The organism is Streptomyces sp. C1-1, from assembly GCF_050214755.1.
In the GTDB taxonomy this organism is placed as follows: Bacteria; Actinomycetota; Actinomycetes; order Streptomycetales; family Streptomycetaceae; genus Streptomyces.
In genome coordinates, this window is the sequence record NZ_CP189826.1 from 3,899,371 (window position 1) to 3,922,666 (window position 23,296).

Consider the following 23,296-nt stretch of genomic DNA (forward strand, 5'->3'; position numbering starts at 1 on the left):
ACGGCACGGACGCCGTACAGGGGCTTTGCGCGTAGGGGGGCTCGGGCGCCCTTGACCCCGGGCGCCCTTGATCACCTCACCCGCCCTTGATCACCTGCGTGACCCCGTTGATGATCTGCTGCACGGCGATGGCGGACAGCATCATGCCCGCGAGCCGCGTCACCAGGACGACGCCGCCGTCCTTGATGATCCGGATGATCAGCAGCGAGTAGCGCATGACCAGCCACAGCACGACGTGGATCGCGAGGATCGCGCACCACACCGACACCTGCGTGGCCACGCTGTCGGCCTTCTGCACGGCGAGGATGACGGACACGATCGCTCCGGGACCGGCCAGCAGCGGCATGCCGAGCGGTACGAGGGCGACGTTGACGTCCTTGGTCTGCTTCGGTTCGTCGGTCTTGCCGGTGAGCAGGTCGAGGGCGATCAGCAGGAGCAGCAGCCCGCCCGCGATCATCAGCGCGGGCACCGAGACGTGCAGGTAGTCGAGGATCTGGTGGCCGAGGAGCCCGAAGACGGTGATGACCCCGCACGCCACGCAGACGGCCTGGAAGGCCATGCGCTTTTGCACCTTGCCGGGGCGTCCGGCGGTCAGGGCGAGGAAGATCGGGGTGATCCCGGGGGGATCCATGATGACGAAAAGGGTCAGGAACAGGGAGCCGAAGACGGCGAGGTCGAACATGAGGGCCTAGCTGTGGTGACGAGGGTGAGCGGGGAGGCGGGAGCGGGTTTCAGGCCCCGCCGGTCCCGGGCACGGGGAACGCCCCGGTAGCCCGCCGCGTGATCTCGCCGTACACCTCGGGGTCGGTCGTGTACTCCCCGAGGACACACGTCTTGCGGCTGCCGTGGTAGTCGCTGGACCCGGTGACGAGCAGCCCCAGGTCTGCCGCGAGAGCCCGCAGCCGCGCCCGGGTGCCGGGGTCGTGGTCCATGTGGTCGACCTCGATGCCGTCGAGTCCGGCGGCGGCCAGCTCGGCGATCGTGGCCTCGGGCACGGTACGGCCGCGCTTGCTGGCGCCGGGGTGCGCGAAGACGGTGACCCCGCCCGCGGCCTTGACCAGCCGGATCGCCTCGAAGGGGTCGGTCTCGTGCTTCTCGACGAAGGCCCGGCCGCCGTCGGCCAGCCACTGCGGGGTGAACGCGTCGCTCACCGTCGGCACCACGCCCAGCTCGACCAGCGCGGTGGCGACGTGCGGCCGTCCGACCGAACCGTCCCCGGCGATGCGCAGCACCTGCTCCCAGGTGACCGGCACGCCCAGCTCGTTCAGCCTGGCGACCATGCCCTGGGCGCGCGGCACCCGGTCGTCCCGGACGAGCTCGCGCTCGGCGAGCAGGGCCGGCTCCTCGGGGTCGAAGAGGTAGGCGAGCATGTGCATGGAGACGCCGTCGACACGGCAGGACAGCTCGGCCCCGGTCACGAGCGTGACCCCCTCGGGCAGCGCGGCGACGGCCTCGGCGTGCCCGCGGGTGGTGTCGTGGTCGGTCAGCGCGACGGCGTCCAGCCCGGCCGCGGCGGCGTTGCGTACCAGCTCGGCGGGGGTGTCGGTACCGTCGGAGGCCGTGGAGTGGGTGTGCAGGTCGATGCGCACGCGGCGGGCTCCAGGCGGTGACGGAACGGAACGGGACGCTCAAGGATAACCGGATTTACGGACTCATCTGTCACACCCGAATCCGGCATGCGCCCCCTACAGCTGACCCTCAGGGTTTCAACAGTCGGGGTGAGAGCGCGCCGCAGGGGACGAGCTCGACCTCCGCCCCCGCGTCCCGCAGATCCGTCAGTACCAGTTCGTCGTACATCAGCAGCCCGGACTGCTCGGGCCACACCACGGCCCACAGCCACAGCCCCCGCGCCTCCCCGGCGAAGACCGCGCGGTCGTCGGGGCTGCCGGAGACGAGCCACAGCGGGGTCGGCCGGCCACCGGCGAGCACCTTGGTCTGGGGCGGCTTCTCGACGTCCAGGTACGGCCCCGGGTCCGGTCCGTCGACGCCCGCGTACCGCGCGCCGAGCCCGACCCCCAGCTCCTCGGCGACGAGGATCAGCTCCCCCATGCCGCCGAGCGGGCCCGGGCCCGAGCAGGCCACCGCGGTGGCGCGGCCGCCGTGCCGGTCGTCGCCCGCGTACGCCACGCCCGTGAACAGCCAGCCGACCGGCAGGGGCCACGGCATCCACACCGGCACCTGCGTGCGGTGCACCACGACACTGAGGGCCTCGACGCTGGGCGGGACCACGGGCTGCACCGGGTGCACGGTGCCGTGCACATCGCACTGCCAGGAATCGGCGAAGAGTCCGGGAGCCCTGACCCGGCCACCACACTTCGGGCAACTGGGTTCGCCCCTCATAGGGCCCCACGGTCCTACCCCTGCTCCCCCACGTCAAGGACGATCACCCGTCCGGACGGAACCGTTCACGACATTCCCCGCCCAAGAATAGATGTCACTTGCATTTATTAGCTGCCCTAACTTACTATGTGTATACACCAACTATCTCGATCCGGGAGTGGAGGAAGCATGTCTGACCCCTTCGACGCGGGAGCCGGCGGCATCCTGCGGCAGCCGAAGGCCGTATGGGCGACGGCCGGCGCGTCCGTCGTCGCCTTCATGGGAATCGGACTCGTGGACCCGATCCTGCCGTCCATCGCCCAGGGCCTCGACGCCACCGCGAGCCAGGTCTCGCTGCTCTTCACCTCGTACTTCCTGATCACCGCCGTGGCGATGCTGCTGACCGGCTTCGTCTCCAGCCGCATCGGCGGCCGCAGGACGCTGCTGCTCGGCCTCGCCTTCGTCGTCGTCTTCGCGGGCCTGGCCGGCACCTCTGGCTCGGTGGGCGAACTGGTCGGCTTCCGGGCCGGGTGGGGTCTCGGCAACGCCCTGTTCGTCTCCACGGCACTGGCGGTCATCGTCGGCGCGGCGGCGGGCGGCAGCGCGGCGGCGATCCTGCTCTACGAGTCCGCCCTGGGCCTCGGCATGGCCTGCGGCCCGCTGCTGGGCGCGGTGCTGGGGAACGTCAGCTGGCGTTACCCGTTCTTCGGCACGGCCACGCTGATGGCGATCGGCTTCCTGTGCATCGCGGCGTTCCTGAAGGAGCAGCCGAAGCCGGCCCGCAAGACCTCGGTCCTCGACCCCATCAGGGCGCTCGGCCACGGCGGCCTCGCCTCCGCCGCCGCCTCCGCGTTCTTCTACAACTACACGTTCTTCACCGTGCTGGCCTTCACCCCGTTCGTGCTGAACATGACCCCGTACCGGTCGGGGGCCGTGTTCTTCGCCTGGGGCCTGCTGCTGGCCGTGTTCTCCGTCGTCGTCGCGCCGCGCCTGCAGAAGCGGTTCGGCTCCCTGAGGGTGCTCGGCGGCTCGCTGGTGCTGCTGGCCGCCGACGTACTCGTCCTCGGCTACGGCGACCACACCACCGCCGTCGTCTGCACGATCCTGTCCGGCGCGTTCATCGGCGTGAACAACACCGTCTACACCGAGCTGGCCCTCGGCGTGTCGGACGCGCCGCGCCCGGTGGCGAGCGCGGGCTACAACTTCGTGCGCTGGTTCGCCGCCGCCGCGGCTCCCTACTTCGCGCCGAAGATCGAGGAGTGGACCGACATCCACGTCCCGTTCGTGGTCGCCGCGGTCACCGCGGTCCTGGGCGCGCTCGTCGTCCTCGTACGGCGGAACGCGCTGACCCACGAGGCGGAGGAGCTGGAGACCGCGCACGCGACCGAGGACGGTGTCACCGTCTTCGCCAACTGACGCGAGCCGGGCGCCGGTTGGTGAGCTTGCTCACGCGCCGGTCAGTCCAGCGGGACGGACTTGCGGGACGGGTCCCTGAGGTCCGTCCCGTGCGTCAGCCACCGCTCCTGGAGGGCCTGGGCGCCGTGCACGCGCTTCCAGGCCGCCTCGTTCGCCGTCATGGGCAGCAGCGGCAGGAAGCGGACGGGGTCGAGGGGCTCGTCGAGTGCGAGGTCCTCGACCAGACCGCCGGGCTCCGCGACCAGGACGGAGCCGAACGGGGCACCGGGCCACAGGGGTTCACCGAGGTCGAGGGAGGCACCGGGGGCCACGACCACGCCCTCGACCTGCGGGGACGCGGCGAGGACGGCGAGCGGACGCAGCGCCTTGTCGGTGTCGGCCAGGCCCGCGCGCACCGAGAGCACCAGCTCGGCCCGCGGTCCCTTGACGGGGTCGGCGAGCACCGCGGTGGGGTCGCTCATCGGCTGCGCCGACATGCCGAGGGTGGCGTAGCGAACGATGTCGTCCTCGTGGAAACGGAGCACCTCGATGCGGTCCGTGCCGAGGAACGTGACCGCCGCGCGCGCGTCCGGTTCGCCCAGGGCGGTGCGCAACCTCGCCTCGACAAGAGGAAGAACATCAACCATGCGGCGAGCATAGAACTCGTCAGTACCGGGCAAAGCAGCGCCTTGACACTTTGGGCGGCTGATACTCTGGCCCGGTCGTCGGGGCAGCACGCATGGGGGTACCGCCCAGGCCGTTCAGGCATTGGGGGAGTCGCGATCGAGCCCCGACACTGTGGAACTCCCTTGCGGGAGTGGATCGTCCCTTACGAGGGACCGGCCGGAGGAGGTGGGGCTGTCATGGATCGAAGTCACCCGTGCAGTACCACTCGCTCTTCCCGCCGCTGATGTAGCTGAGCTGGTCCGGCTCTGGCTGACCGTCTCCTTTCAGGTCTGCGTCCTCACGCGGAAGAGCACTTCGTCTCGCCTTGCCTGATCTGTCTGATCTGAATCAGCAGCGAAACCCGCCACCGCGACGGTGCGGTGCTCCCCGCTTTGTGGACGTGCCAAACACCCACGGCCCAGGACGTCCCCATTCCGGGTAGTTCCATCCGTCGTCGGCGCCCTTTCGTTGCCTGTCACGAAGGAGCCAGCCATGTCGATGATCCGTGACCTCCGCGCCGCGGTCCGCCCGTCCCGCCCCGCGCTGCGCAAGGGCGCGCTGCACCTGGACAACGGCGGCTACGACACCACGCGCGACCCGGCGACCCCCTCGGCCGTCGTCGACTGCGCCGTCTACCGCGACGGCACCCGGGTCCAGACCCCGCAGCCGCTGACGCCGCACGAGGCGATGCGTTCGGTGCGGCGCGACGGGGGCTTCGTGTGGATCGGGCTGCACGAGCCGACCGAGTCCGAATTCTCCGGCATCGCAAGCGAGTTCGGACTGCACCCGCTGGCCGTCGAGGACGCCGTCCAGGCCCACCAGCGGCCCAAGCTGGAGCGCTACGACGACTCCCTGTTCACCGTCTTCAAGACCATCCACTACGTCGAGCACGACGAGCTCACCGCCACCAGCGAGATCGTCGAGACCGGCGAGGTCATGTGCTTCACCGGGCGGGACTTCTTCATCACCGTCCGGCACGGCGGCCAGGGTTCGCTGCGCGCGCTGCGCCACCGCCTCCAGGACGACCCCGAGCTGCTCGCCAAGGGTCCCTCGGCGGTGCTGCACGCGATCGCCGACCACGTCGTCGACGGCTACCTCGCGGTCGCCGACGCCATGCAGGACGACATCGACGAGGTGGAGACCGAGGTCTTCTCGCCGGGCCGCGGCGGTGTCGCGCGCGGTGTCGACTCGGCGCGGATCTACCAGCTCAAGCGCGAGGTGCTGGAGTTCAAGCGCGCGGTGTCGCCGCTGCTGCGGCCGATGCAGCTGCTGAGCGAGCGGCCGATGCGGCTGATCGACCCGGACATCCAGAAGTACTTCCGGGACGTCGCCGACCACCTGGCGCGCGTCCAGGAGCAGGTGTTCAGCTTCGACGAGCTGCTGAACTCCATCCTCCAGGCCAACCTCGCCCAGGCGTCGGTCGCGCAGAACGAGGACATGCGGAAGATCACCGCGTGGGCGGCCATCATCGCCGTCCCGACGATGGTGACCGGTGTGTACGGCATGAACTTCGACTCCATGCCGGAACTCCACTGGCACTACGGCTACCCGACGGTCCTGTGCGTCACGGTGGCCCTGTGCGTCGGCATTCACCGCAGCCTGAAGCGGAACGGCTGGCTGTGAGACGGCCTGGATAGGCTGAGCCCATGACAAGCGAGCTGCTCGACCAGGCCCTCGTCGAGGAGGCCACGAAGAAGTCCGGCCTCATCTGGGTCCGGGGTGCCGGGGTGCCGGCCCGCGCGCTGTGGCACGCGTGGCACGAGGGTGCCGCGTGCGTGGTCGGCGACGGTCCCGGTGAGCAGCCGCTGCCCGGGCTGGCCGACGGCGGCCCGGCCGAGGTGACCGTGCGCAGCAAGGACAAGGGCGGCCGGCTGGTGACCTGGCCGGCGAAGGTCGTGGAGCTCGCGTCCGGATCCGAGGCGTGGCAGGCCGCGGTCGCCGAGCTGAAGGGCAAGCGTCTCAACGCGCCCGACGGAGAGGCGATGCCGGAGCGGTGGGCACGCGAGTGCCGGGTGCTGCGTCTGGAGCCGGCGGGTGCGTCGGCTCCCCTGCCGGACGGCTCCCTGGCCGAGGCACCGCTGCCGTCCCCCGCCACCACACGCCGGCCGGCCCCCGCGGGCCTGCCGCGGCTGCTCTTCAAGAGGAAACGCAGGCCCTGACGGTTCAGGACGTCGGGAGCTGTTTGCCGTAGTCCACCGTCTCGCTCTTGTCCGGCTCGACGAGTGCGAAGTCCTTGTTCCAGGCGGAGAAGGTCAGCGTGCCCGCGCCGCCCGCGCGTTGCAGGCGCAGGGGATACGGCTTGCCCTCCAGGGAGACGTCGAGGGTGCCGCCGGAGCCCTTGTCACCGGTGATGCGGATGGTGCGGGTACCCGACTGCTCGTGATGACCGTCGGTCGCGAGGGACCCGTGCAGGGTCAACAGACCTTCGAGGAGGACGTCCTTGTCCGTGAAGCCACTGAACCTCTTGTACGAGGGGTCGCCCTGCGGCACCTTCACGTACTTGCCGTCGAGCTTGCCGGCGCTCGCCGCGCCCGTGCCGCCGTCGGCGTGGTCGCCGTCGGCGTGGTTCCAGAAGCCCGCGCCGGCCTTCAGGTACAGCTTCTCGCCGATCCGCAGCAGCCCGAAGGCGACGCCCTTGGAGGTGACCGAGCCGGTACCGCCGTCGGGCTTGAGGCGCATGTCGAGGGTGTACGTGCGCCCGTTGGTGACGACGGTTCCGGAGAGCCGTACCGTCTTCGCCGACCGGGCGGCCGCCCGGGTTCTCGACTGGATCTGCGCGGCCGACAGCTTGCCGACCCCGTTGGTGCCGGCGTCGGGGTCCTCGCTGCATCCCGTGAGGAACCCCGTGCCCGTCACGACCAGGGCGCACATCGCACCCAGCAGCGTGGTCCGGCGGATACGGTCCTGGGGGATCACAGACACAGGTGGGGCTGCCTTCCGGTCGTGGGACGTGAGCGGCGTACGGCAGCGTACCGGGGGTCCGCGGGCCCGGGCGGAGGCAGTCCGTCCGGACCTCCCACCAGGGCGGCCGCGATCGTGACGGGCTAGCCTGAAGCCCACCGGAGTGGGCAAAGCGGAAAAGCAACACAAGCCGAAACACCCGTAGAGAACCCGTCAGAAAAGGAGGCGCGGCCATGGCAGCGGGCGCCCCCCGGATCTTCGTCTCGCACCTCTCCGGTGTCGCCGTGTTCGATCCCAGCGGCGACCAGGTGGGCCGCGTGCGCGATCTGGTCGTCATGCTGCGCGTCGGGCGGCGGCCCCCGCGCGTGCTCGGGCTCGTCGTCGAACTGTCCACCCGGCGCCGGATCTTCCTGCCGATGACCCGGGTCACCGGCATCGAGTCCGGACAGGTCATCACCACCGGTGTGCTCAACGTCCGCCGCTTCGAGCAACGGCCCACCGAGCGCCTCGCGTTCGGCGAGCTCCTCGACCGGCGGGTGACGCTCGTGGAGACCGGCGAGGAGGTCACCGTCCTCGATCTGTCGGTGCATCATCTGACGGCCCGCAGGGACTGGGAGGTCGACCGCGTCTTCGTCCGCAAGGGCAGGAAGGGCAGCGCCTTCCGGCGGGCCAAGGGCGAGACGCTGACAGTGGAGTGGTCCGCGGTGACCGGCTTCTCCCTGGAGGAGCACGGACAGGGCGCCGAGAGCCTCCTGGCCACCTTCGAGCAGCTGCGCCCGGCCGACCTCGCCAACGTCCTGCACCACCTGTCCGCCAAGCGGCGCGCGGAGGTCGCCGCCGCCCTCGACGACGACCGCCTGGCCGACGTGCTGGAGGAGCTCCCGGAGGACGACCAGATCGAGATCCTCGGCAAGCTGAAGGAGGAGCGGGCGGCGGACGTCCTGGAGGCCATGGACCCGGACGACGCGGCCGACCTGCTCTCCGAACTGCCGGAGGAGGACAAGGAGCGGCTGCTGAGCCTGATGGAGCCCGCCGACGCGGCCGACATGCGGCGCCTGATGGCGTACGAGGAGCACACGGCGGGCGGTCTGATGACCACCGAGCCGATCGTGCTGCGGCCGGACGCCACCGTCGCCGACGCCCTCGCCCGGGTGCGCAACGCCGACCTCTCCCCCGCCCTCGCCGCCCAGGTCTACGTCTGCCGCCCGCCGGACGAGACTCCCACCGGCAAGTACCTGGGCACGGTCCACTTCCAGCGCCTGCTGCGAGACCCGCCGTACACCCTGGTCAGCTCGATCATCGACGACGACCTGCAGCCGCTGGACCCGGACGACGCGCTGCCGGTCGTCGCCGGGTTCTTCGCGACGTACGACATGGTCGCGGCGCCCGTCGTGGACGAGTCCGGCTCGCTGCTGGGCGCGGTGACCGTGGACGACGTCCTCGACCACATGCTGCCCGAGGACTGGCGGGAGACGGAGTTCCACCTGGACGGCGAGGATGCCGAGGGGGTGGCCGCGCATGGCTCCTGAGCGCGAGAGCACACGTGAGCGGACCCCGGCGGGCGCGACGGCGAGCACCCGCCCGCGGCCGAGGCTGGACCAGCCGCGGCCGCCGCGCCGGCGGCTGCTGCCGGAGTGGGACCCGGAGGCCTTCGGGCGGCTGTCGGAACGCATCGCGCGCTTCCTGGGCACCGGACGGTTCATCGTCTGGATGACGGTCGTCATCATCATGTGGGTGGTGTGGAACGTCTTCGCGCCGAAGGACCTGCGCTTCGACAACTATCCGTTCATCTTCCTGACCCTGATGCTGTCCCTGCAGGCCTCCTACGCGGCCCCGCTCATCCTGCTCGCGCAGAACCGGCAGGACGACCGCGACCGGGTCAACCTGGAGCAGGACCGCAAGCAGAACGAGCGCTCCATCGCCGACACCGAGTACCTGACCCGGGAGATCGCCGCCCTGCGCATCGGCCTCGGCGAGGTCGCGACCCGCGACTGGATCCGCTCCGAGCTGCAGGACCTGATGAAGGAGCTGGAGTACCGCAAGGACGGGCACCACGAACATGCCGTATTCCCGGCGGAACGGTCGCGGGGACGTGACGTAGACGACCGGTGACGGGCTTACCGGGGCCGGGCTACCGAGCCGTACCATCGTTCCTATGGCTAGCGAAGACGCGGTGCGCGAGGCACTGGCGACGGTGAACGACCCCGAGATCAACCGCCCCATCACCGAGCTCGGGATGGTCAAATCGGTGGAGATCGGGGCTGACGGCGCGGTCGCGGTCACCGTGTACCTCACGGTCTCCGGCTGCCCCATGCGCGAGACCATCACCCAGCGCGTGACCGAGGCCGTCTCCCGGGTCGACGGCGTCACCCGCGTCGACGTCACGCTGGACGTGATGAGCGACGAGCAGCGCAAGGAGCTGGCGAACGCGCTGCGCGGCGGCCAGGCCGAGCGCGAGGTCCCCTTCGCCAAGCCGGGCTCGCTGACCCGCGTGTACGCGGTGGCCTCCGGCAAGGGCGGCGTCGGCAAGTCGTCGGTGACGGTGAACCTGGCGGCGGCGATGGCGGCGGACGGCCTCAAGGTCGGTGTCGTCGACGCCGACATCTACGGCCACAGCGTGCCGCGCATGCTCGGCGCGGACGGCCGACCCACCCAGGTCGAGAACATGATCATGCCGCCGTCGGCGAACGGCGTGAAGGTCATCTCCATCGGCATGTTCACGCCGGGCAACGCGCCGGTCGTGTGGCGCGGCCCGATGCTGCACCGCGCGCTGCAGCAGTTCCTCGCCGACGTCTACTGGGGCGACCTGGACGTCCTGCTCCTGGACCTGCCCCCGGGCACCGGCGACATCGCGATCTCGGTGGCGCAGCTGGTCCCGAACGCCGAGATCCTGGTCGTGACGACCCCGCAGCAGGCGGCCGCCGAGGTGGCCGAGCGGGCGGGCTCCATCGCCGTACAGACTCACCAGAAGATCGTCGGCGTGGTCGAGAACATGTCCGGCCTGCCCTGCCCGCACTGCGGCGAGATGGTCGACGTCTTCGGCACGGGCGGCGGCCAGTCGGTCGCCGACGGCCTGACCCGGACGACGGGTGCGACGGTTCCGGTGCTGGGCAGCATCCCGATCGACGTGCGTCTGCGCGAGGGCGGCGACGAGGGCAAGCCGGTGGTGCTGACCGATCCCGACAGCCCGGCGGGCACGGCCCTGCGGGGCATCGCGGGCAAGCTGGGCGGCCGGCAGCGGGGCCTTTCGGGACTGTCCCTGGGGATCACTCCGAAGAACAAGTTCTAGACCCGCTCAGGGCGCGGGGAACTGCGCGACCGGCCACACCCGGCCCGCAGTTCCCCACCGGTTCTCACGCGTACGAACCGATGTCCTTGATCATGGCGAAGCCGAGTCCGTACGCGCTCATGCCCCTGCCGTACGCGCCCACGTGCACGCCTTCCTGCGTGGACCCCGCGAGCACCCAGCCGAACTCGGACTCCCGGTAGTGGAAGGGCGTGGGCACGCCGTCCACGGGCAGGGAGAGTGTCGACCACTCGGGGCCGTCCAGGTCGTCGGCCAGCGCCCAGGCCGTCTCGGTCTGCTGCTCCAGCCAGTCGTCCCGCAGCGTGTGGTCCATCTGGCCGGGCCACGTGAACGACAGCAGCCCCACCCCCGCCAGCCAGGCCGCCGAGGAGACCGACGTGGCCTCCAGCAGGCCGGTGCCGTCGGCGCTCCTGCGGGACGGGTTCGCGGCGACCGTCACCACGACCGCGAACTTCTCCCGCGGCTCGCCGGTGTTGCCCACCTCGTTCTTGACCGAGGGCTCGTCGCCGTGCCCGATCGACCCGTGTTCGACGGCACCGTCGGCCGCCGTTCCCACCTGCATCAGCCAGCGCGGCCCCGTGAAGGCCTCGTCGAGGCCGTACCACGGGAAGGGCGCCTGCAGGTAGCCGTCGACCGTGCGCCGGGCGGAGGGGAAGTGTTGTCCGCCCTCCGCGGCCGGCGCCTGCGCGACTGCCCGACTCGTCGTCTCCATTGCCCGGACGCCTCCTCGCTCTCGTCGGTCCGGAGCGGCCCGCCCCCCTTCGGGCTGACTCGTCCGGTCCGCACAACAACTCGGCAGCATAGCCACCCCGCTCCGGGCAGCCGGGAAACCGCCCGGCGCGTGGGGCGCCGAGGAGGGTCGGTTCAGGCCGTGCGGGGGCAGGTCGGAGTATGAAACGCGTCACGTACGACGGTTTCGAAGCCCTCCGCGGTACGGCTCAGGTGGCGTCCGCGTCGAAGGGAGGACGGTCGTCCTCCTCGGGCTTCTTCGTCATGTCGACGCGGCCGCCGGAGGAGCCGGCGGAACCGCTCGCGGCCGACGTGGCGGAGTCGGTGTCGTGGCTCTGCACCGCCTCCGTGACCTCGGCCATCTCCTTCTTCAGGTCGAAGCCGTTGCGGATCTCCGTGAGCCCCAGGTCGTCGTTGTCCAGCTGCTTGCGGATGAACGTCTTGGGGTTGAGGTCCTCGAACTCGAAGTCCTTGAAATCGGGACCGAGTTCGGACCGGATGTCCTGCTTGGCGCTCTCCGAGAACTCCCGGATCTTGCGGATGGTCCGCATGACGTCCTGGATGACCTTCGGGAGCTTGTCCGGACCGAAGACGAGCACGGCAAGGACAACGAGCGTGACCAGCTCGAGCGGTCCTACGTCATTGAACACCTGAAGCTCCTAGCGATGTCCTCGGTCCTCGGCCCTCGCGGTCTGTGCGGTATTCCGTGGTCCGGGCCGGGTCCACGGTACCCGGCCATCCTGTACGACCGGTACCGTCCCGGGGCCTTGGGATGTGGCCGCGTGTGCGGTTTTGGGGGTTGTTTGCCTTGTGGGCGGCGGTCGCGGGGCACGCCTGTGAGGTTCGTGTCAGTCAGCCGCTGTCGGAGGAGCCGAGCACGAGGGAGATCCTCTTCTCCTTGCCGTCCCGCCGCAGGGTCAGTTCCAGGCGGTCGCCGGGGCGGTGGGCGCGGGTCTTGACGATCAGTTCCTCGCCGGAGTGGACGCGCTGGCCGTCGACCGCGGTGATGACGTCCCCGGGCTCGATGCCGGCCTTGTCGCCGGGGCCGCCCTTGGTGACGGCGGGGCCGCCGCCGGAGGCCTTCGTGCCGACGCGGGCGCCGTCCCCGGTGTAGCTCATGTCGAGGGTCACGCCGATGACGGGGTGGGTCGCGTGGCCGGAGTTGATGAGCTCCTCGGCGACGCGCTTGGCCTGGTTGACGGGGATGGCGAAGCCGAGGCCGATCGAACCGGCCTGCCCGCTGCCGGATTCCGAGCCGTCGTCGGCGGACCGGATGGCGGAGTTGATGCCGATGACACGGGCCTGCGAGTCGAGCAGGGGGCCGCCGGAGTTGCCGGGGTTGATCGGCGCGTCGGTCTGCAGGGCGTCGACGTACGACACGTCGGTCCCGTCGGCGCTGTCGCCGCCGGCCGTGATGGGCCGTTCCTTGGCGCTGATGATGCCGGACGTGACGGTGCCCGCCAGGTCAAAGGGGGCGCCGATGGCCACGACGGGGTCGCCGACCTGGACGTTGTCGGAGTTGCCCAGCGGCATGGGCCTGAGCCCGCGCACCCCGCTCACCTTGACGACGGCGAGGTCGTATCCGCTGTCCCTGCCCACGACGGTGGCCTTGGCGGTGTCGCCGCTGTTGAAGGTGACGGTTATGCGGCCGCCGGACTTGGCGGGCTCGACGACGTGGTTGTTGGTGAGGATGTGCCCGAGGTCGTCCAGCACGAAGCCGGTTCCGGTACCGGACTCCTCACTGCCGGTCACATGCAGGGTCACCACGCTGGGCAGCGCCCGCGCGGCGATCCCGGCCACACTGTCCGGCGCCCGCCCGGCGGGCTCCTTCCCGGCCTGCGGCAGCTCTACGGCACCCACGCCGCCGTTCCGCTCCAGGTACGCCCCGATGGCCCCGCCGACGCCGCCCGCCACGAGCGCGAGCACCAGGGCCCCGAGAACCAGCCCCCTCCGCCCCCGCCGCACCGGCCCCCCGATGTGCTGGAGGGGAGCGGGGGTGGGGGGCTGGGCCCAGGGATCGTAGTTCCGCCAGGGATCGGCAACAGGCGGCGACGCCGCGGCCGCCGCGCCGCCCGGTCCCGGGAGGACGGTGTCCGCCGAAGGCGCCGGGGCCGGGCCGGACGAGCCTTGATGGACGACGTCCGGCGAGAGGGGCGACGCCGGGGTGGACTGGGTCCCGGGGTCCGGCGGAGGCGGGGCACCGTGGGGCGTGGGGGTCACCGTGCCGTGGGGCGTGGGGGACGCCGTGCCGTGGGGCGTGGGGGACGCCGTGCCGTGGGCCGGGGTGGCCGCCGGGTGCTGGACGGGGGGAGCCGGGGCCCAGGGGCCGGGCTCGCCGTACGGCGGGGTGCTGTAGGGGTCGGGGTCGTGCAGCGGCTTGCGCAGCTCTACGGGAGGCGTGGGGGCGGCGGCCGTCGCGGAAGCGGCGTCAGCCACGGGGGCCGGCGCGGGGGCGGTGGGTGTCGCCTGGGCCGTTTCGGGCGGCGCCTGGTCGTCCGTCGGTGGCTGGGCGGGCTGTTGCGGCGCGACGTCGCCCTCCGCGTGGGTGGCGTCGGGCCCTTGCGGGCCGGACGCCGCGGCGGTGGCGACCGGCTCCCGGGGGCGCTGCAGCTCGAAGTCGCCGTCGGCCCCCGGCCCCGCCGGCCGCTGGAGTTCGAAGTCGCCGTCGGTGTCGGCAGAGGCCTGGCGGCCCGTGCGGTTCCACCACTTCGGCTTCGTCGGCTTCCCCTCGTCCATGCTCTCCCCACAGCTCACCGCGGCACGGTCCGTCTCGGTGGCCGCGGTTCCTCGACTCCGCGCCCGGCTGCCTGCCGTGGGCACGGTCCACCCCGGATTCAACCAGGTTCACGGAGCCGGGTCAGCGGGAGGACGCGGAGGGGGAGGGAGCTGAGTCAGGGTCGGGGACGGGCGCGGCGAGCACCCCGGGGCGGGTCACCTCGGGGACCGCCGACCACGTGGTCAGCGTGAGCGGCGCGGACGCGGTGAGCGGACGTATCAGCGGGGACATCACGGCCGCGCCGGCCAGCACGGGGGCGGTGAGCGTGTGCATGGTCTCGTCGGCGGCCGCCGGACGCGGTACTCCCGGCAGCAGCGGGGCGGACACCTCGGTCGGGGCCACCGGGGTGTCGCCGAGCGAGGTCTGGCCCTGCTGGGCGAGGAGCGGGCCGACGCCCCGGCGCCGCTGGCTCTCGGGGGCCGTCGCGGCTCCCGAGCCCGGCGTGCGCGCCGGTGTCACATTGCTGCCGGCGCCCGTGCCGCCGCGCGCGTCCGCGGCGGCGTCGGTCGGCGTGCCGGTCGTGACACCGCCCAGCGCGATCGCGGCGAGCGACACCGCGCCGGCGGCGACGAACGCGAACCGCATGCCGCGCGAGGCCGAACGGTCGCTCTCGTGACGGCTGACGTCGTGGATACGGAATCCCCGGCCGGCGTCGCGCGGGTCGGAGGCGGGCAGGGCGGGACCGGCGTGCGATCCCGGCCCCGAGGGGACGTAGTCGAACGCGAAGCGGTCACCGCGCTTCAGGCCGAAGACCCCGGTCGCCGCCGGGCCCTGGAGCCGTCCGGGCAGTCCTGCGAATCCTCCCCCGTCGAACGGCGAGCCACCGCCGTCCGGGTCACCTCCTCCGGGAAGCCCCTGGAGTCGGGCCAGGAAGCTCTCGGACGGGGGCGGCGGAGCCGCTTCCGCGAAGACGTTCTTCAGCCGGCGCTGCGCGTCCGCCTCGGCCTTGCACTTGGCGCAGGTGGCCAGGTGGGCGAGGACCCGCTCACGCGTCTCATGTCCGAGCTCCCCGTCCACCAGGGCGGAGAGCCGGTCTCCCAGATGCTGTTCGGCCATCCGGCGTTCCGCCGGGTTGGGTCGTGATCCACTCACGCGGTCGCGCCCCCTCCCCCCAGAGCGGCCACCCGCGGCACGAACGAGCGGCGCTCGGCCGCCCGGGCCTCGGGTGACCGGTGCGCGAGGGCCTTGCGCAGCTGCGAACGGCCACGGTGGATCCGGGAGCGGACCGTGCCGAGCTTGACGCCCAGGGTCGCGGCGATCTCCTCGTACGACAGTCCTTCGATGTCGCACAGGACGACCGCGGCGCGGAACTCCGGCGCGAGGGTGTCCAGCGCCTGCTGGACGTCCGCGTCGAAGTGGGCGTCGTTGAAGATCTGCTGGGGGCTGGGCTCGCGGCTGGGCAGCCGCTCGGCCGCGTCCTCGCCGAGCGCGTCGAAGCGAATGCGCTGCTTGCGGCGGACCATGTCCAGGAAGAGGTTGGTGGTGATGCGGTGCAGCCAGCCCTCGAAGGTGCCCGGCGTGTACGTCGACAGGGAGCGGAAGACGCGGACGAAGACCTCCTGGGTGAGGTCCTCGGCGTCGTGCTGGTTGCCGGTCAGGCGGTAGGCCAGCCGGTAGACCCGGCCGCTGTGCATGCTGACGATCTCCTCCCAGGTGGGCGGAGTCCACGCCTGCCCGTCCGCGTCGGTGGAGAAAGTCGCGGTCTGGGCTTGGTCAGCGGCGTGGCTGGGGTCAGCAGCGGTGTCGTTCACGGATTTCGGCCTGCCCGCCGACCCGAGGAAGCGCCGCAGCACTCCACCCCGATCCCCGTTGGGCGCGGCCGCACCTCCCCTGTCATCTCTGGTGGTGTCCAGTGGAGCCCCTACCATAGCCACCTCGCCCGTTAGGACCGGATAAGCGGTTTTACGAGAATTTGATCTGGGCTGATACGGCTCGGCCCGCTGCGTCTGCAGTTGCTCGGCCGTCCGTCCGTCGTCGTGATCCAACCGTGTCCCCCCGCCGTCCTCCACACCCCTCTAAACGCCCGGTCCCATCTGCGGGTTCCCGGGCCCAACGGATACAGTCACGCCCAGGCAACCACGGGGACAGGAGAGGGTCATTACCGGCAACCGGCAGACGAGCTGGGCGTTCGCCGACGCCTACGTCGCCGAGGACGAAGTCCTTCGCTGGGCCCGCGACCGGGCCCGTGAGGCGGGGCTGCGCTCGGTGTCGCCGGGCACGGGCGCCGCGCTGCGGTTGCTGGCGGCCTCGGTGGACGCCAAGGCGGTGGCCGAGATCGGCACCGGCACCGGCGTCTCCGGCATCCATCTCCTGCACGGCATGCGCCCGGACGGCGTCCTGACCACGGTCGATCCGGAGCCCGAGCACCAGCAGTTCGCCCGTCAGGCCTTCCGCGCCTGCGGCTTCGCCAGCAACCGCGCGCGCTTCATCCCGGGCCGCGCCCTGGACGTCCTGCCCCGCCTCGCGGACGCCGGCTACGACCTCGTCTTCTGCGACGGCGACCGGCAGGAGGTCATGGACTACCTCGCTGAATCGTTGCGCCTGCTCCGTGCGGGCGGTCTGGTGGTCTTCGAGGGCGTCTTCGCCAACGGGCGCACGGTCGACTCGGGCCCGCAGCCGACCGAGGTGCTGCGGCTGCGGGAGCTGCTGCGCGCGGTGCGCGAGAGCCAGGAACTGGTGCCGTCGCTGCTGCCGGTGGGCGACGGTCTGCTGTGCGCCGTCAAGCGCTGACTTTGCGGCGAAACGGCACGTGAGGGCCGTACGCATACCGGAGAAAACAGCAACCCCGGCATCGTTTGGATGCCGGGGTAGCTGTAAGGGTATGGTCGCTTCCGCGTCAGCCGACGACCTTCTTGAGGGCGTCGCCGAGCGCGTCGGCCTCGTCAGGGGTCAGCTCGACGACGAGCCGACCGCCGCCTTCGAGCGGAACGCGCATGACGATGCCCCGCCCCTCCTTGGTCACCTCGAGCGGGCCATCACCCGTTCGCGGCTTCATGGCCGCCATGCTCGTTCCCCTTCCTGAAACCAGCTCATCGTCAAAGCCGACGGCCCTGGAGGGCACGCGCGGTCCAGGCGTGGGACTTGGACACGCGACACCGGCATCGAACACATTGCTTCCAAGCCATTATCCCGCATCTCAGGACCCGATGACCAACATCAGTCGGCATCGCTTGGGCAACGCGCGCGAGCAAAACCACCCAATTCGGCGATGTGACTGCGATACTGCGCGACCGCGCGGGTTTCGGTCGGCCGAAAACCCCGCAGAATTCTTTGACGCAGGTCACACGTCCGTTCAGGTCGTACGGCGGTGATCTCCGCCATGCTGTCCTACGGACAGGGGCGTACCGGCCGGTACGCCCGCAGCCGCGACTGCGGAGGGGACACACCATGGCCGACACCGTGCTCTACGAGGTGAGCGCCGGACTCGCGACGATCACGCTGAACCGCCCCGAGGCGATGAACGCGCTGAACATCGCGACGAAGGTCGCGCTGCGGGAGGCGGTCCAGGAGGCGGCCGGTGACGATGCCGTACGGGCGGTGCTGCTGACCGCCGCCGGGGAGCGGGCGTTCTGCGTCGGCCAGGACCTCAAGGAGCACATCGGGCTGCTGGCGTCGGACCGGGAGACCGGGTCGTCGCACACGATGAGCACGGTGAAGGAGCACTACAACCCGATCGTGCGGGCTCTGGTGGCGATGCCGAAGCCGGTGGTGGCCGGGGTGAACGGGGTGGCCGCGGGGGCGGGCTTCGGGCTGGCGCTCGCCGCGGACTACCGGGTCGTCGCCGACAACGCCGCTTTCAACACGTCCTTCGCCGGGGTGGCGCTCACCGCCGACTCCGGGATCTCGTGGACGCTGCCCCGGGTCGTCGGGCCCGGCCGCGCCGCCGATCTGCTGCTCTTCCCGCGGAGCATCACCGCGCAGGAGGCGCGGGAGCTCGGGATCGTGAACCGTCTGGTGCCGGCCGGCGACTTCCGTGCCGAGACCGAGAAGGTGGCGCGGGCCCTGGCGGAGGGGCCGACGGTGGCGTACGGGGCGATCAAGGAGTCCCTGGCCTACGCGCTGTCCCACTCCCTTGAGGAGAGCCTGGAGAAGGAGGACGAGCTGCAGACCCGGGCGGGGATGTCCGAGGACCACGTCATCGCGGTGCAGGCGTTCGTCAACAAGGAGAAGCCGAAGTACCTGGGCCGCTGATCCCCGCCGGCGCCCTCAGGCGAGGCGTGCGACGCACGCCTCCAGGTGGTCGTCGACCAGGCCGCACGCCTGCATGAGGGCGTATGCGGTGGTCGGGCCCACGAACCGCAGGCCCTTCTTCTTCAGGGCCTTGGACAGGGCCGTCGACTCCGGTGTGACGGCCTGGACGTCTGCAAGCGTCCTCGGGGCCGGGCCCGGCTCCGGGGCGTGGGACCAGATCAGTTCGTCCAGGTCGCCCGGCGCCCATTCGGCCAGGACGCGCGCGTTCGAGAGGGTCGCGTCGATCTTGGCGGCGTTGCGGATGATGCCGGGGTCGGTGAGCAGCCGGGCGCGGTCGGACTCGGTGAAGGCGGCGACCTTCCCGATCCTGAAGTCGGCGAACGCGGCGCGGAAGCCGGGGCGGCGGCGCAGGATGGTGATCCAGGACAGGCCGGACTGGAAGGCCTCCAGGCTGAGGCGTTCGAAGAGGGCGTCGTCGCCGTGGACCGGGCGGCCCCACTCCTCGTCGTGGTAGGCCACGTAGTCCTCGGTGGACAGGGCCCAGGGACAGCGCAGCGCGCCGTCCGGGCCGGCGATGGCGGCGCCGTCGGTCACCGCTGCTCACCCTCGTCGTTCGCCGGCTTCTCCATGGAGATGTGCGGGGCGTGGGCCGCCGCCCGGGCGCCCGCCAGGGCCGACTCCAGGTCGGCGATGCGGGCGTCGCGCTCGGAGAGTTCGGCCGCGAGCCGGTTGAGGGCGTCGTCGACGTCCGCCATGCGGTAGCCGCGGGCGGCGAGGGGGAAGCGGAGGGCGTCGATGTCCGCCCTGCCCACCGGGCGGTCCGGCGGCAACGGGTCCCGCAGCCGGTCCGGGGCCACCTCGGGCAACGGGCCCTCGCCCTCGCCGCCGCCCACCACGGCCAGGGTGACCGCGGCGACCACGACGGCGAGAGCGACGACCAGGAACAAGAACATAACCATCGCGGTGGTCCCCACGCTCGGTGTCAGGAAGCTCGACGAAGCCTCGTGCGTCGAAGCCTCAGGTGTCAGGGTCCGATCGTGCCATGCGAGTCTGACAGTTAGGGTCGCAGACGGCCGAAAGGCCAGGACACCCAGGCCGTACTACGAGAGGTCACAGCGGATGCTCAGGCTGGGCGGGCGTGAGTTCGAGGCGCACGAGCCGGTGATCATGGCGATCGTGAACCGGACTCCGGACTCCTTCTACGACCAGGGTGCGACGTTCCTCGACGAGCCCGCCCTCGCGCGCGTGGAGCACGCCGTGGCCGAGGGGGCCGCGATCGTCGACATCGGGGGCGTGAAGGCCGGACCGGGCGACGAGGTGACCGCCGAGGAGGAGGCGCGGCGGACCGTCGGGTTCGTGGCGGAGGTGCGGCGGCGGTTCCCCGACGTCGTGATCAGCGTCGACACCTGGCGGGCCGAGGTCGGCGAGGCCGTGTGCGAGGCGGGGGCGGACCTGCTGAACGACGCGTGGGGTGGTGTGGACCCGGGGCTCGCGGAGGTGGCGGCGCGCCACGGGGTGGGGCTGGTGTGCACGCACGCGGGGGGCGCGCAGCCCCGGACGCGGCCGCACCGGGTGACGTACGACGACGTCATGGCGGACATTCTGCGGGTGACGCTCGGGCTGGCGGAGCGGGCGGTGGCGCTGGGGGTGCCGCGGGAGTCCGTGCTGATCGATCCCGGGCACGACTTCGGGAAGAACACGCGGCACAGCCTGGAGGCGACGCGGCGGCTGGGCGAGATGGTCGACACCGGGTGGCCCGTGCTCGTCTCGCTGTCCAACAAGGACTTCGTGGGAGAGGCGCTGGACAAGCCGGTGAAGGAGCGGGTGGTGGGCACGCTGGCCACCACCGCCGTCTCCGCGTGGCTGGGGGCGCAGGTGTACCGGGTGCACGAGGTCGCGGAGACCCGTCAGGTGCTGGACATGGTGGCGTCGATCGCGGGCCACCGCCCGCCCGCGGTGGCCCGGCGGGGGCTGGCGTAGCCCCCGCTCGGCACACGCCCTAGCGGGCCGCCTCCTTCGACACCAGGGCCACGGCCTCCTCCACCTCGTCCGTCACGTGGAAGAGGAGCAGGTCCGCTTCGGACGCCTTGCCCTGGGCGATCAGCGTGTTCTTCAGCCAGTCGACCAGACCGCCCCAGTACTCGGTGCCGAACAGGACGATGGGGAAGCGGGTGACCTTCTGGGTCTGGACGAGGGTGAGGGCCTCGAAGAGTTCGTCGAGGGTGCCGAGACCGCCGGGCAGCACGACGAAGCCCTGCGCGTACTTGACGAACATCATCTTGCGGACGAAGAAGTAGCGGAAGTTCAGGCCGATGTCGACGTAGGGGTTGAGGCCCTGCTCGAAGGGGAGCTCGATCCCGAGGCCCACCGAGGTGCCGCCCGCCTCGCACGCGCCCTTGTTGGCCGCCTCCATGGCGCCGGGGCCGCCGCCGGTGATGACCGCCCAGCCGGCCTCGACGAGCGCGCTGCCCAGCCGCACGCCCGCCTCGTACTCGGGCGAGTCGACGGCTGTGCGGGCCGAGCCGAAGACGCTGATCGCGGGCGGGAGTTCGGCCAGGGTGCCGAAGCCCTCGATGAACTCCGACTGGATGCGCAGCACGCGCCAGGGGTCGGTGTGCACCCAGTCCGAGGGACCGCCCGCGTCCAGCAACCGCTGGTCGGTGGTGCTGGCCGTCACCTGACCCCGCCTCCGGAGGACGGGGCCCAGGCGCTGCTCGTCCGGTGGCACCTTCTTGCCCTCGGGGTTCCCGGTAGCCATATGCGCTCCCTCCACTTGCGGGTGTTTCCACCTCAGCGTAGGTCTACGCGGGTTACGGAGGAGGGACCTCAGCGTGTCAGCCAGTTGCGCAGGCGTTCCTCACCGGCGAGGATCTTGGAGGTTTCCACCCGTTCATCACGCTTGTGGGCCAAATGCGGGTTTCCTGGCCCGTAGTTGACCGCCGGGACGCCGAGGGCCGAGAAGCGGCTCACGTCCGTCCAGCCGTACTTCGGCATCGGGGTGCCGCCGACGGCCTCGATGAACGCCGCCGCCGCCGGGTGCGAGAGCCCGGGCAGGGCGCCGGGACTGTGGTCGTCGATCACGAATTCCTCGACCCCGCAGTCGGCGAAGACCTCGCGGACGTGGGCGATCGCCTCCTGCTCCGTGCGGTCGGGCGCGTAGCGGAAGTTCACGGTCACGACGCACTCGTCGGGGATGACGTTGCCCGCCACGCCGCCCGAGACGCCCACCGCGTTCAGGCCCTCGCGGTACTCCAGGCCGTCGATCACCGGGTGGCGCGGCTCGTACGCGGCGAGCTTCGCGAGGATCGGCGCCGCCGCGTGGATCGCGTTGGAGCCCATCCAGCCGCGCGCGGAGTGGGCGCGCTCGCCCTTCGTCCTCAGCAGCACCCGCAGCGTGCCCTGGCAGCCGCCCTCGACCTGGCCGTCCGACGGCTCCAGGAGCACCGCGAAGTCGCCCTGAAGCCACTCGGGGTGGTCCTCGGCGACGTGCTTGAGGCCGTTGAGCTCCGCCTGGACCTCCTCGTTGTCGTAGAAGACGAAGGTCAGGTCGCGGTTGGGGGCCGGGACCGTGGCCGCGATGCGCAGCTGGACGGCCACCCCGGACTTCATGTCGCAGGTGCCGCAGCCCCACAGGACGCCGTCCTCGTCCAGCCGCGAGGGCACGTTGTCCGCGATGGGGACCGTGTCGATGTGGCCGGCGAGGATCACCCGCTCCGGGCGGCCCAGGTCCGTCCTGGCCACGACGTTGTTGCCGTGGCGGTCGACGGTGAGGTGGGGCAGGGCCCGCAGGGCGGTCTCGATGGCGTCGGCGAGAGGCTTCTCGGTGCCGCTCTCGGAGGGGAGGTCGACGAGCTGCGCGGTGAGCTCGGCGGCGTTCAGAGTGAGGTCAAGTGGGCTGTCGGCCATGGCCTCGACCCTAACCCGCCCGAGCGCCGGCCGACTGTCCCGTACCAGGCGCCGGGGCCACAACCGCCTCGGCTACCTTGTACGGCGTGCCGGAGCCGTCATCCACCCTCAAGCGCCGTGGCCGCCTCGTGCGAATCGGGGCGGCGCTCGTGGTCCTGCTCGCCCTCGCGGGCTACCTCGTCGTGCAGTACGTCACCGGAGGCCACGGGCCGGGCTGCAAGGTGGTCTCGGGCAGGCAGGACGGCGAGGAGTACGAGTTCTCGCCGGAGCAGGCCGTGAACGCCGCGACGATAGCCGCCGTGGGCACCGGGCGCGGCATGCCCGAGCGGGCGGTGGCCATCGCGCTGGCGACCTCCATCCAGGAGTCGGGGCTGCGCAACATCGAGCACGGCGACCGGGACTCCCTCGGTCTCTTCCAGCAGCGTCCCTCGCAGGGCTGGGGCACGAAGAAGCAGATCCTGGACCCGACGTACGCGGCGAACATCTTCTACGAGCACCTCGCCAAGGTGCCGGACTACACGAAGCTGCCGCTGACCGTGGCCGCCCAGCGCGTGCAGCGCAGCGGCTTCCCGGAGGCGTACGCCAAGCACGAGCCGGACGCCGCGCTGCTCGCCGCCGCCCTCACCGGGTCCTCGCCGGCCACGCTGACCTGCCAGGGCCGCGTGGACGCCACCACGGTGCGGGCGGCCGGGCCGGACGCGGTACGGGCCGCTCTCGTACGGGACTTCGGCCGCGACGTGCTGCAGCCGGCCGGCGCCGAGGTGGGCGGCGGTACGTCGGCGTCCTCGCCAGCGCCGAGCGCGAGCGCGCGGACGGTCACGCTGCCCGTGGACGCGGGCACCAGCCCGGCCAAGGGGCGCACCGCCCACCGGCGCGGCTGGCAGCTGGCGCACTGGGCCGTGGCCAACGCCACCGCCCTGCACATCGAACGCGTCTCGTTCGGTGGGCGGGAGTGGGTCGCCGGGAACACCGACAGTCAGTGGCGCACGACCGGTGCGGGCGGCGGCGACGGGTCGGAAAAGGACGCGGGAGCCGTCCGAATCGTCACTGGGCAGTAGTACGGGGATTCACCCGGGCGAGTTAGCGGGGGCCCGTCGGTCCGGTGC

Annotated in this window: 25 protein-coding genes; 10 read left to right on the forward strand and 15 right to left on the reverse strand. The window is 71.6% G+C overall.

The window, feature by feature from the left end; all coding sequences use genetic code 11:
* Positions 1-76 precede the first annotated feature (76 nt).
* The 3 genes from ACQF4J_RS17595 to ACQF4J_RS17605 form a co-directional block, all read right to left on the reverse strand.
* Positions 77-682: a MarC family protein gene (locus ACQF4J_RS17595; protein WP_351566550.1), complete on the reverse strand. Its 606-nt coding sequence runs from the start codon at positions 680-682 to the stop codon at positions 77-79.
* 49 nt (positions 683-731) lie between these two features.
* Entirely contained in the window at positions 732-1,589 is an 858-nt protein-coding gene (locus ACQF4J_RS17600; RefSeq protein WP_351800653.1) for a PHP domain-containing protein, read from the reverse strand.
* 109 nt (positions 1,590-1,698) lie between these two features.
* Entirely contained in the window at positions 1,699-2,340 is a 642-nt protein-coding gene (locus ACQF4J_RS17605; protein WP_351566544.1) for a DUF6758 family protein, read from the reverse strand.
* Between the two features lie 168 nt (positions 2,341-2,508).
* On the opposite strand from ACQF4J_RS17605, the gene ACQF4J_RS17610 reads away from it, so the two are divergent.
* On the forward strand, positions 2,509-3,735 hold the full coding sequence (locus ACQF4J_RS17610; protein ID WP_427166080.1) for an MFS transporter: 1,227 nt from the start codon (positions 2,509-2,511) through the stop codon (positions 3,733-3,735).
* A 41-nt stretch (positions 3,736-3,776) separates the two neighbouring features.
* On the opposite strand, the gene ACQF4J_RS17615 is transcribed toward ACQF4J_RS17610, so the two are convergent.
* Positions 3,777-4,361, reverse strand: coding sequence for a suppressor of fused domain protein (locus ACQF4J_RS17615; protein ID WP_351566539.1), 585 nt, complete (start codon positions 4,359-4,361; stop codon positions 3,777-3,779).
* Between the two features lie 511 nt (positions 4,362-4,872).
* On the opposite strand from ACQF4J_RS17615, the gene ACQF4J_RS17620 reads away from it, so the two are divergent.
* Entirely contained in the window at positions 4,873-6,003 is a 1,131-nt protein-coding gene (locus tag ACQF4J_RS17620; RefSeq protein ID WP_351566536.1) for a magnesium and cobalt transport protein CorA, read from the forward strand.
* A 23-nt stretch (positions 6,004-6,026) separates the two neighbouring features.
* Positions 6,027-6,539, forward strand: a complete 513-nt coding sequence (locus ACQF4J_RS17625; RefSeq protein ID WP_351566533.1) for a hypothetical protein — start codon at positions 6,027-6,029, stop codon at positions 6,537-6,539.
* 4 nt (positions 6,540-6,543) lie between these two features.
* On the opposite strand, the gene ACQF4J_RS17630 is transcribed toward ACQF4J_RS17625, so the two are convergent.
* Positions 6,544-7,302 (reverse strand): hypothetical protein, encoded by a 759-nt coding sequence (locus tag ACQF4J_RS17630; protein WP_351566530.1) that lies wholly within the window; start codon positions 7,300-7,302, stop codon positions 6,544-6,546.
* 212 nt (positions 7,303-7,514) lie between these two features.
* Here ACQF4J_RS17630 and ACQF4J_RS17635 point away from each other — a divergent pair, with 212 nt between their 5' ends.
* From ACQF4J_RS17635 to ACQF4J_RS17645, 3 genes are read left to right on the forward strand one after another with little or no spacing between them, the layout of a single operon-like run.
* The gene (locus ACQF4J_RS17635; RefSeq protein WP_427166081.1) at positions 7,515-8,810 is read left to right on the forward strand and encodes a magnesium transporter MgtE N-terminal domain-containing protein; all 1,296 of its coding nucleotides are present in this window, start codon (positions 7,515-7,517) and stop codon (positions 8,808-8,810) included.
* Positions 8,800-9,393: a DUF1003 domain-containing protein gene (locus ACQF4J_RS17640; protein WP_351566524.1), complete on the forward strand. Its 594-nt coding sequence runs from the start codon at positions 8,800-8,802 to the stop codon at positions 9,391-9,393. Before ACQF4J_RS17635 ends, ACQF4J_RS17640 begins: the two co-directional genes overlap by 11 nt.
* A gap of 43 nt (positions 9,394-9,436) precedes the next feature.
* Complete coding sequence (locus tag ACQF4J_RS17645; RefSeq protein ID WP_351566521.1) at positions 9,437-10,570, forward strand: Mrp/NBP35 family ATP-binding protein; 1,134 nt, start codon at positions 9,437-9,439, stop codon at positions 10,568-10,570.
* A 64-nt stretch (positions 10,571-10,634) separates the two neighbouring features.
* Here ACQF4J_RS17645 and ACQF4J_RS17650 read toward each other — a convergent pair whose 3' ends face one another.
* From ACQF4J_RS17650 to sigE, 5 genes are all read right to left on the reverse strand, one after another.
* The gene (locus ACQF4J_RS17650; RefSeq protein ID WP_351566512.1) at positions 10,635-11,300 is read right to left on the reverse strand and encodes a hypothetical protein; all 666 of its coding nucleotides are present in this window, start codon (positions 11,298-11,300) and stop codon (positions 10,635-10,637) included.
* Positions 11,301-11,526: 226 nt separating this feature from the next.
* Positions 11,527-11,967, reverse strand: a complete 441-nt coding sequence (locus ACQF4J_RS17655; RefSeq protein ID WP_351566509.1) for a sec-independent translocase — start codon at positions 11,965-11,967, stop codon at positions 11,527-11,529.
* 202 nt (positions 11,968-12,169) lie between these two features.
* Positions 12,170-14,053: a trypsin-like peptidase domain-containing protein gene (locus tag ACQF4J_RS17660; RefSeq protein WP_427166083.1), complete on the reverse strand. Its 1,884-nt coding sequence runs from the start codon at positions 14,051-14,053 to the stop codon at positions 12,170-12,172.
* A gap of 121 nt (positions 14,054-14,174) precedes the next feature.
* Positions 14,175-15,185 carry an anti-sigma factor family protein gene (locus ACQF4J_RS17665; protein WP_351566503.1) on the reverse strand — a complete coding sequence of 337 codons (1,011 nt, stop codon included), beginning with the start codon at positions 15,183-15,185 and terminating at the stop codon, positions 14,175-14,177.
* Complete coding sequence (gene sigE, locus ACQF4J_RS17670) at positions 15,182-15,886, reverse strand: RNA polymerase sigma factor SigE (protein WP_351566500.1); 705 nt, start codon at positions 15,884-15,886, stop codon at positions 15,182-15,184. The genes ACQF4J_RS17665 and sigE overlap by 4 nt, the downstream gene beginning before the upstream one ends.
* A 304-nt stretch (positions 15,887-16,190) precedes the next feature.
* On the opposite strand from sigE, the gene ACQF4J_RS17675 reads away from it, so the two are divergent.
* Positions 16,191-16,823 carry an O-methyltransferase gene (locus ACQF4J_RS17675; protein WP_427168593.1) on the forward strand — a complete coding sequence of 211 codons (633 nt, stop codon included), beginning with the start codon at positions 16,191-16,193 and terminating at the stop codon, positions 16,821-16,823.
* Between the two features lie 106 nt (positions 16,824-16,929).
* On the opposite strand, the gene ACQF4J_RS17680 is transcribed toward ACQF4J_RS17675, so the two are convergent.
* Entirely contained in the window at positions 16,930-17,097 is a 168-nt protein-coding gene (locus ACQF4J_RS17680; RefSeq protein WP_003966491.1) for a DUF3117 domain-containing protein, read from the reverse strand.
* A gap of 383 nt (positions 17,098-17,480) precedes the next feature.
* Between ACQF4J_RS17680 and ACQF4J_RS17685 the strand changes: the two genes are divergently transcribed.
* Entirely contained in the window at positions 17,481-18,284 is an 804-nt protein-coding gene (locus ACQF4J_RS17685) for an enoyl-CoA hydratase/isomerase family protein (protein ID WP_351566497.1), read from the forward strand.
* A gap of 15 nt (positions 18,285-18,299) precedes the next feature.
* Here ACQF4J_RS17685 and ACQF4J_RS17690 read toward each other — a convergent pair whose 3' ends face one another.
* Together ACQF4J_RS17690 and ACQF4J_RS17695 are read right to left on the reverse strand one after the other, a co-directional pair.
* Positions 18,300-18,878 (reverse strand): DNA-3-methyladenine glycosylase I, encoded by a 579-nt coding sequence (locus tag ACQF4J_RS17690; RefSeq protein ID WP_142142297.1) that lies wholly within the window; start codon positions 18,876-18,878, stop codon positions 18,300-18,302.
* The gene (locus ACQF4J_RS17695; protein ID WP_351566491.1) at positions 18,875-19,243 is read right to left on the reverse strand and encodes a DivIVA domain-containing protein; all 369 of its coding nucleotides are present in this window, start codon (positions 19,241-19,243) and stop codon (positions 18,875-18,877) included. Before ACQF4J_RS17695 ends, ACQF4J_RS17690 begins: the two co-directional genes overlap by 4 nt.
* 160 nt (positions 19,244-19,403) lie before the next feature.
* Between ACQF4J_RS17695 and folP the strand changes: the two genes are divergently transcribed.
* Entirely contained in the window at positions 19,404-20,264 is an 861-nt protein-coding gene (folP, locus tag ACQF4J_RS17700) for a dihydropteroate synthase (protein WP_351566488.1), read from the forward strand.
* A gap of 19 nt (positions 20,265-20,283) precedes the next feature.
* On the opposite strand, the gene ACQF4J_RS17705 is transcribed toward folP, so the two are convergent.
* Positions 20,284-21,042 (reverse strand): TIGR00730 family Rossman fold protein, encoded by a 759-nt coding sequence (locus tag ACQF4J_RS17705; protein ID WP_351566485.1) that lies wholly within the window; start codon positions 21,040-21,042, stop codon positions 20,284-20,286.
* 68 nt (positions 21,043-21,110) lie between these two features.
* Complete coding sequence (gene dapE, locus ACQF4J_RS17710; protein ID WP_351566482.1) at positions 21,111-22,190, reverse strand: succinyl-diaminopimelate desuccinylase; 1,080 nt, start codon at positions 22,188-22,190, stop codon at positions 21,111-21,113.
* 86 nt (positions 22,191-22,276) lie between these two features.
* Here dapE and ACQF4J_RS17715 point away from each other — a divergent pair, with 86 nt between their 5' ends.
* Positions 22,277-23,248, forward strand: a complete 972-nt coding sequence (locus tag ACQF4J_RS17715; RefSeq protein ID WP_351566479.1) for a heavy metal transporter — start codon at positions 22,277-22,279, stop codon at positions 23,246-23,248.
* The last annotated feature ends 48 nt before the right edge of the window (positions 23,249-23,296 follow it).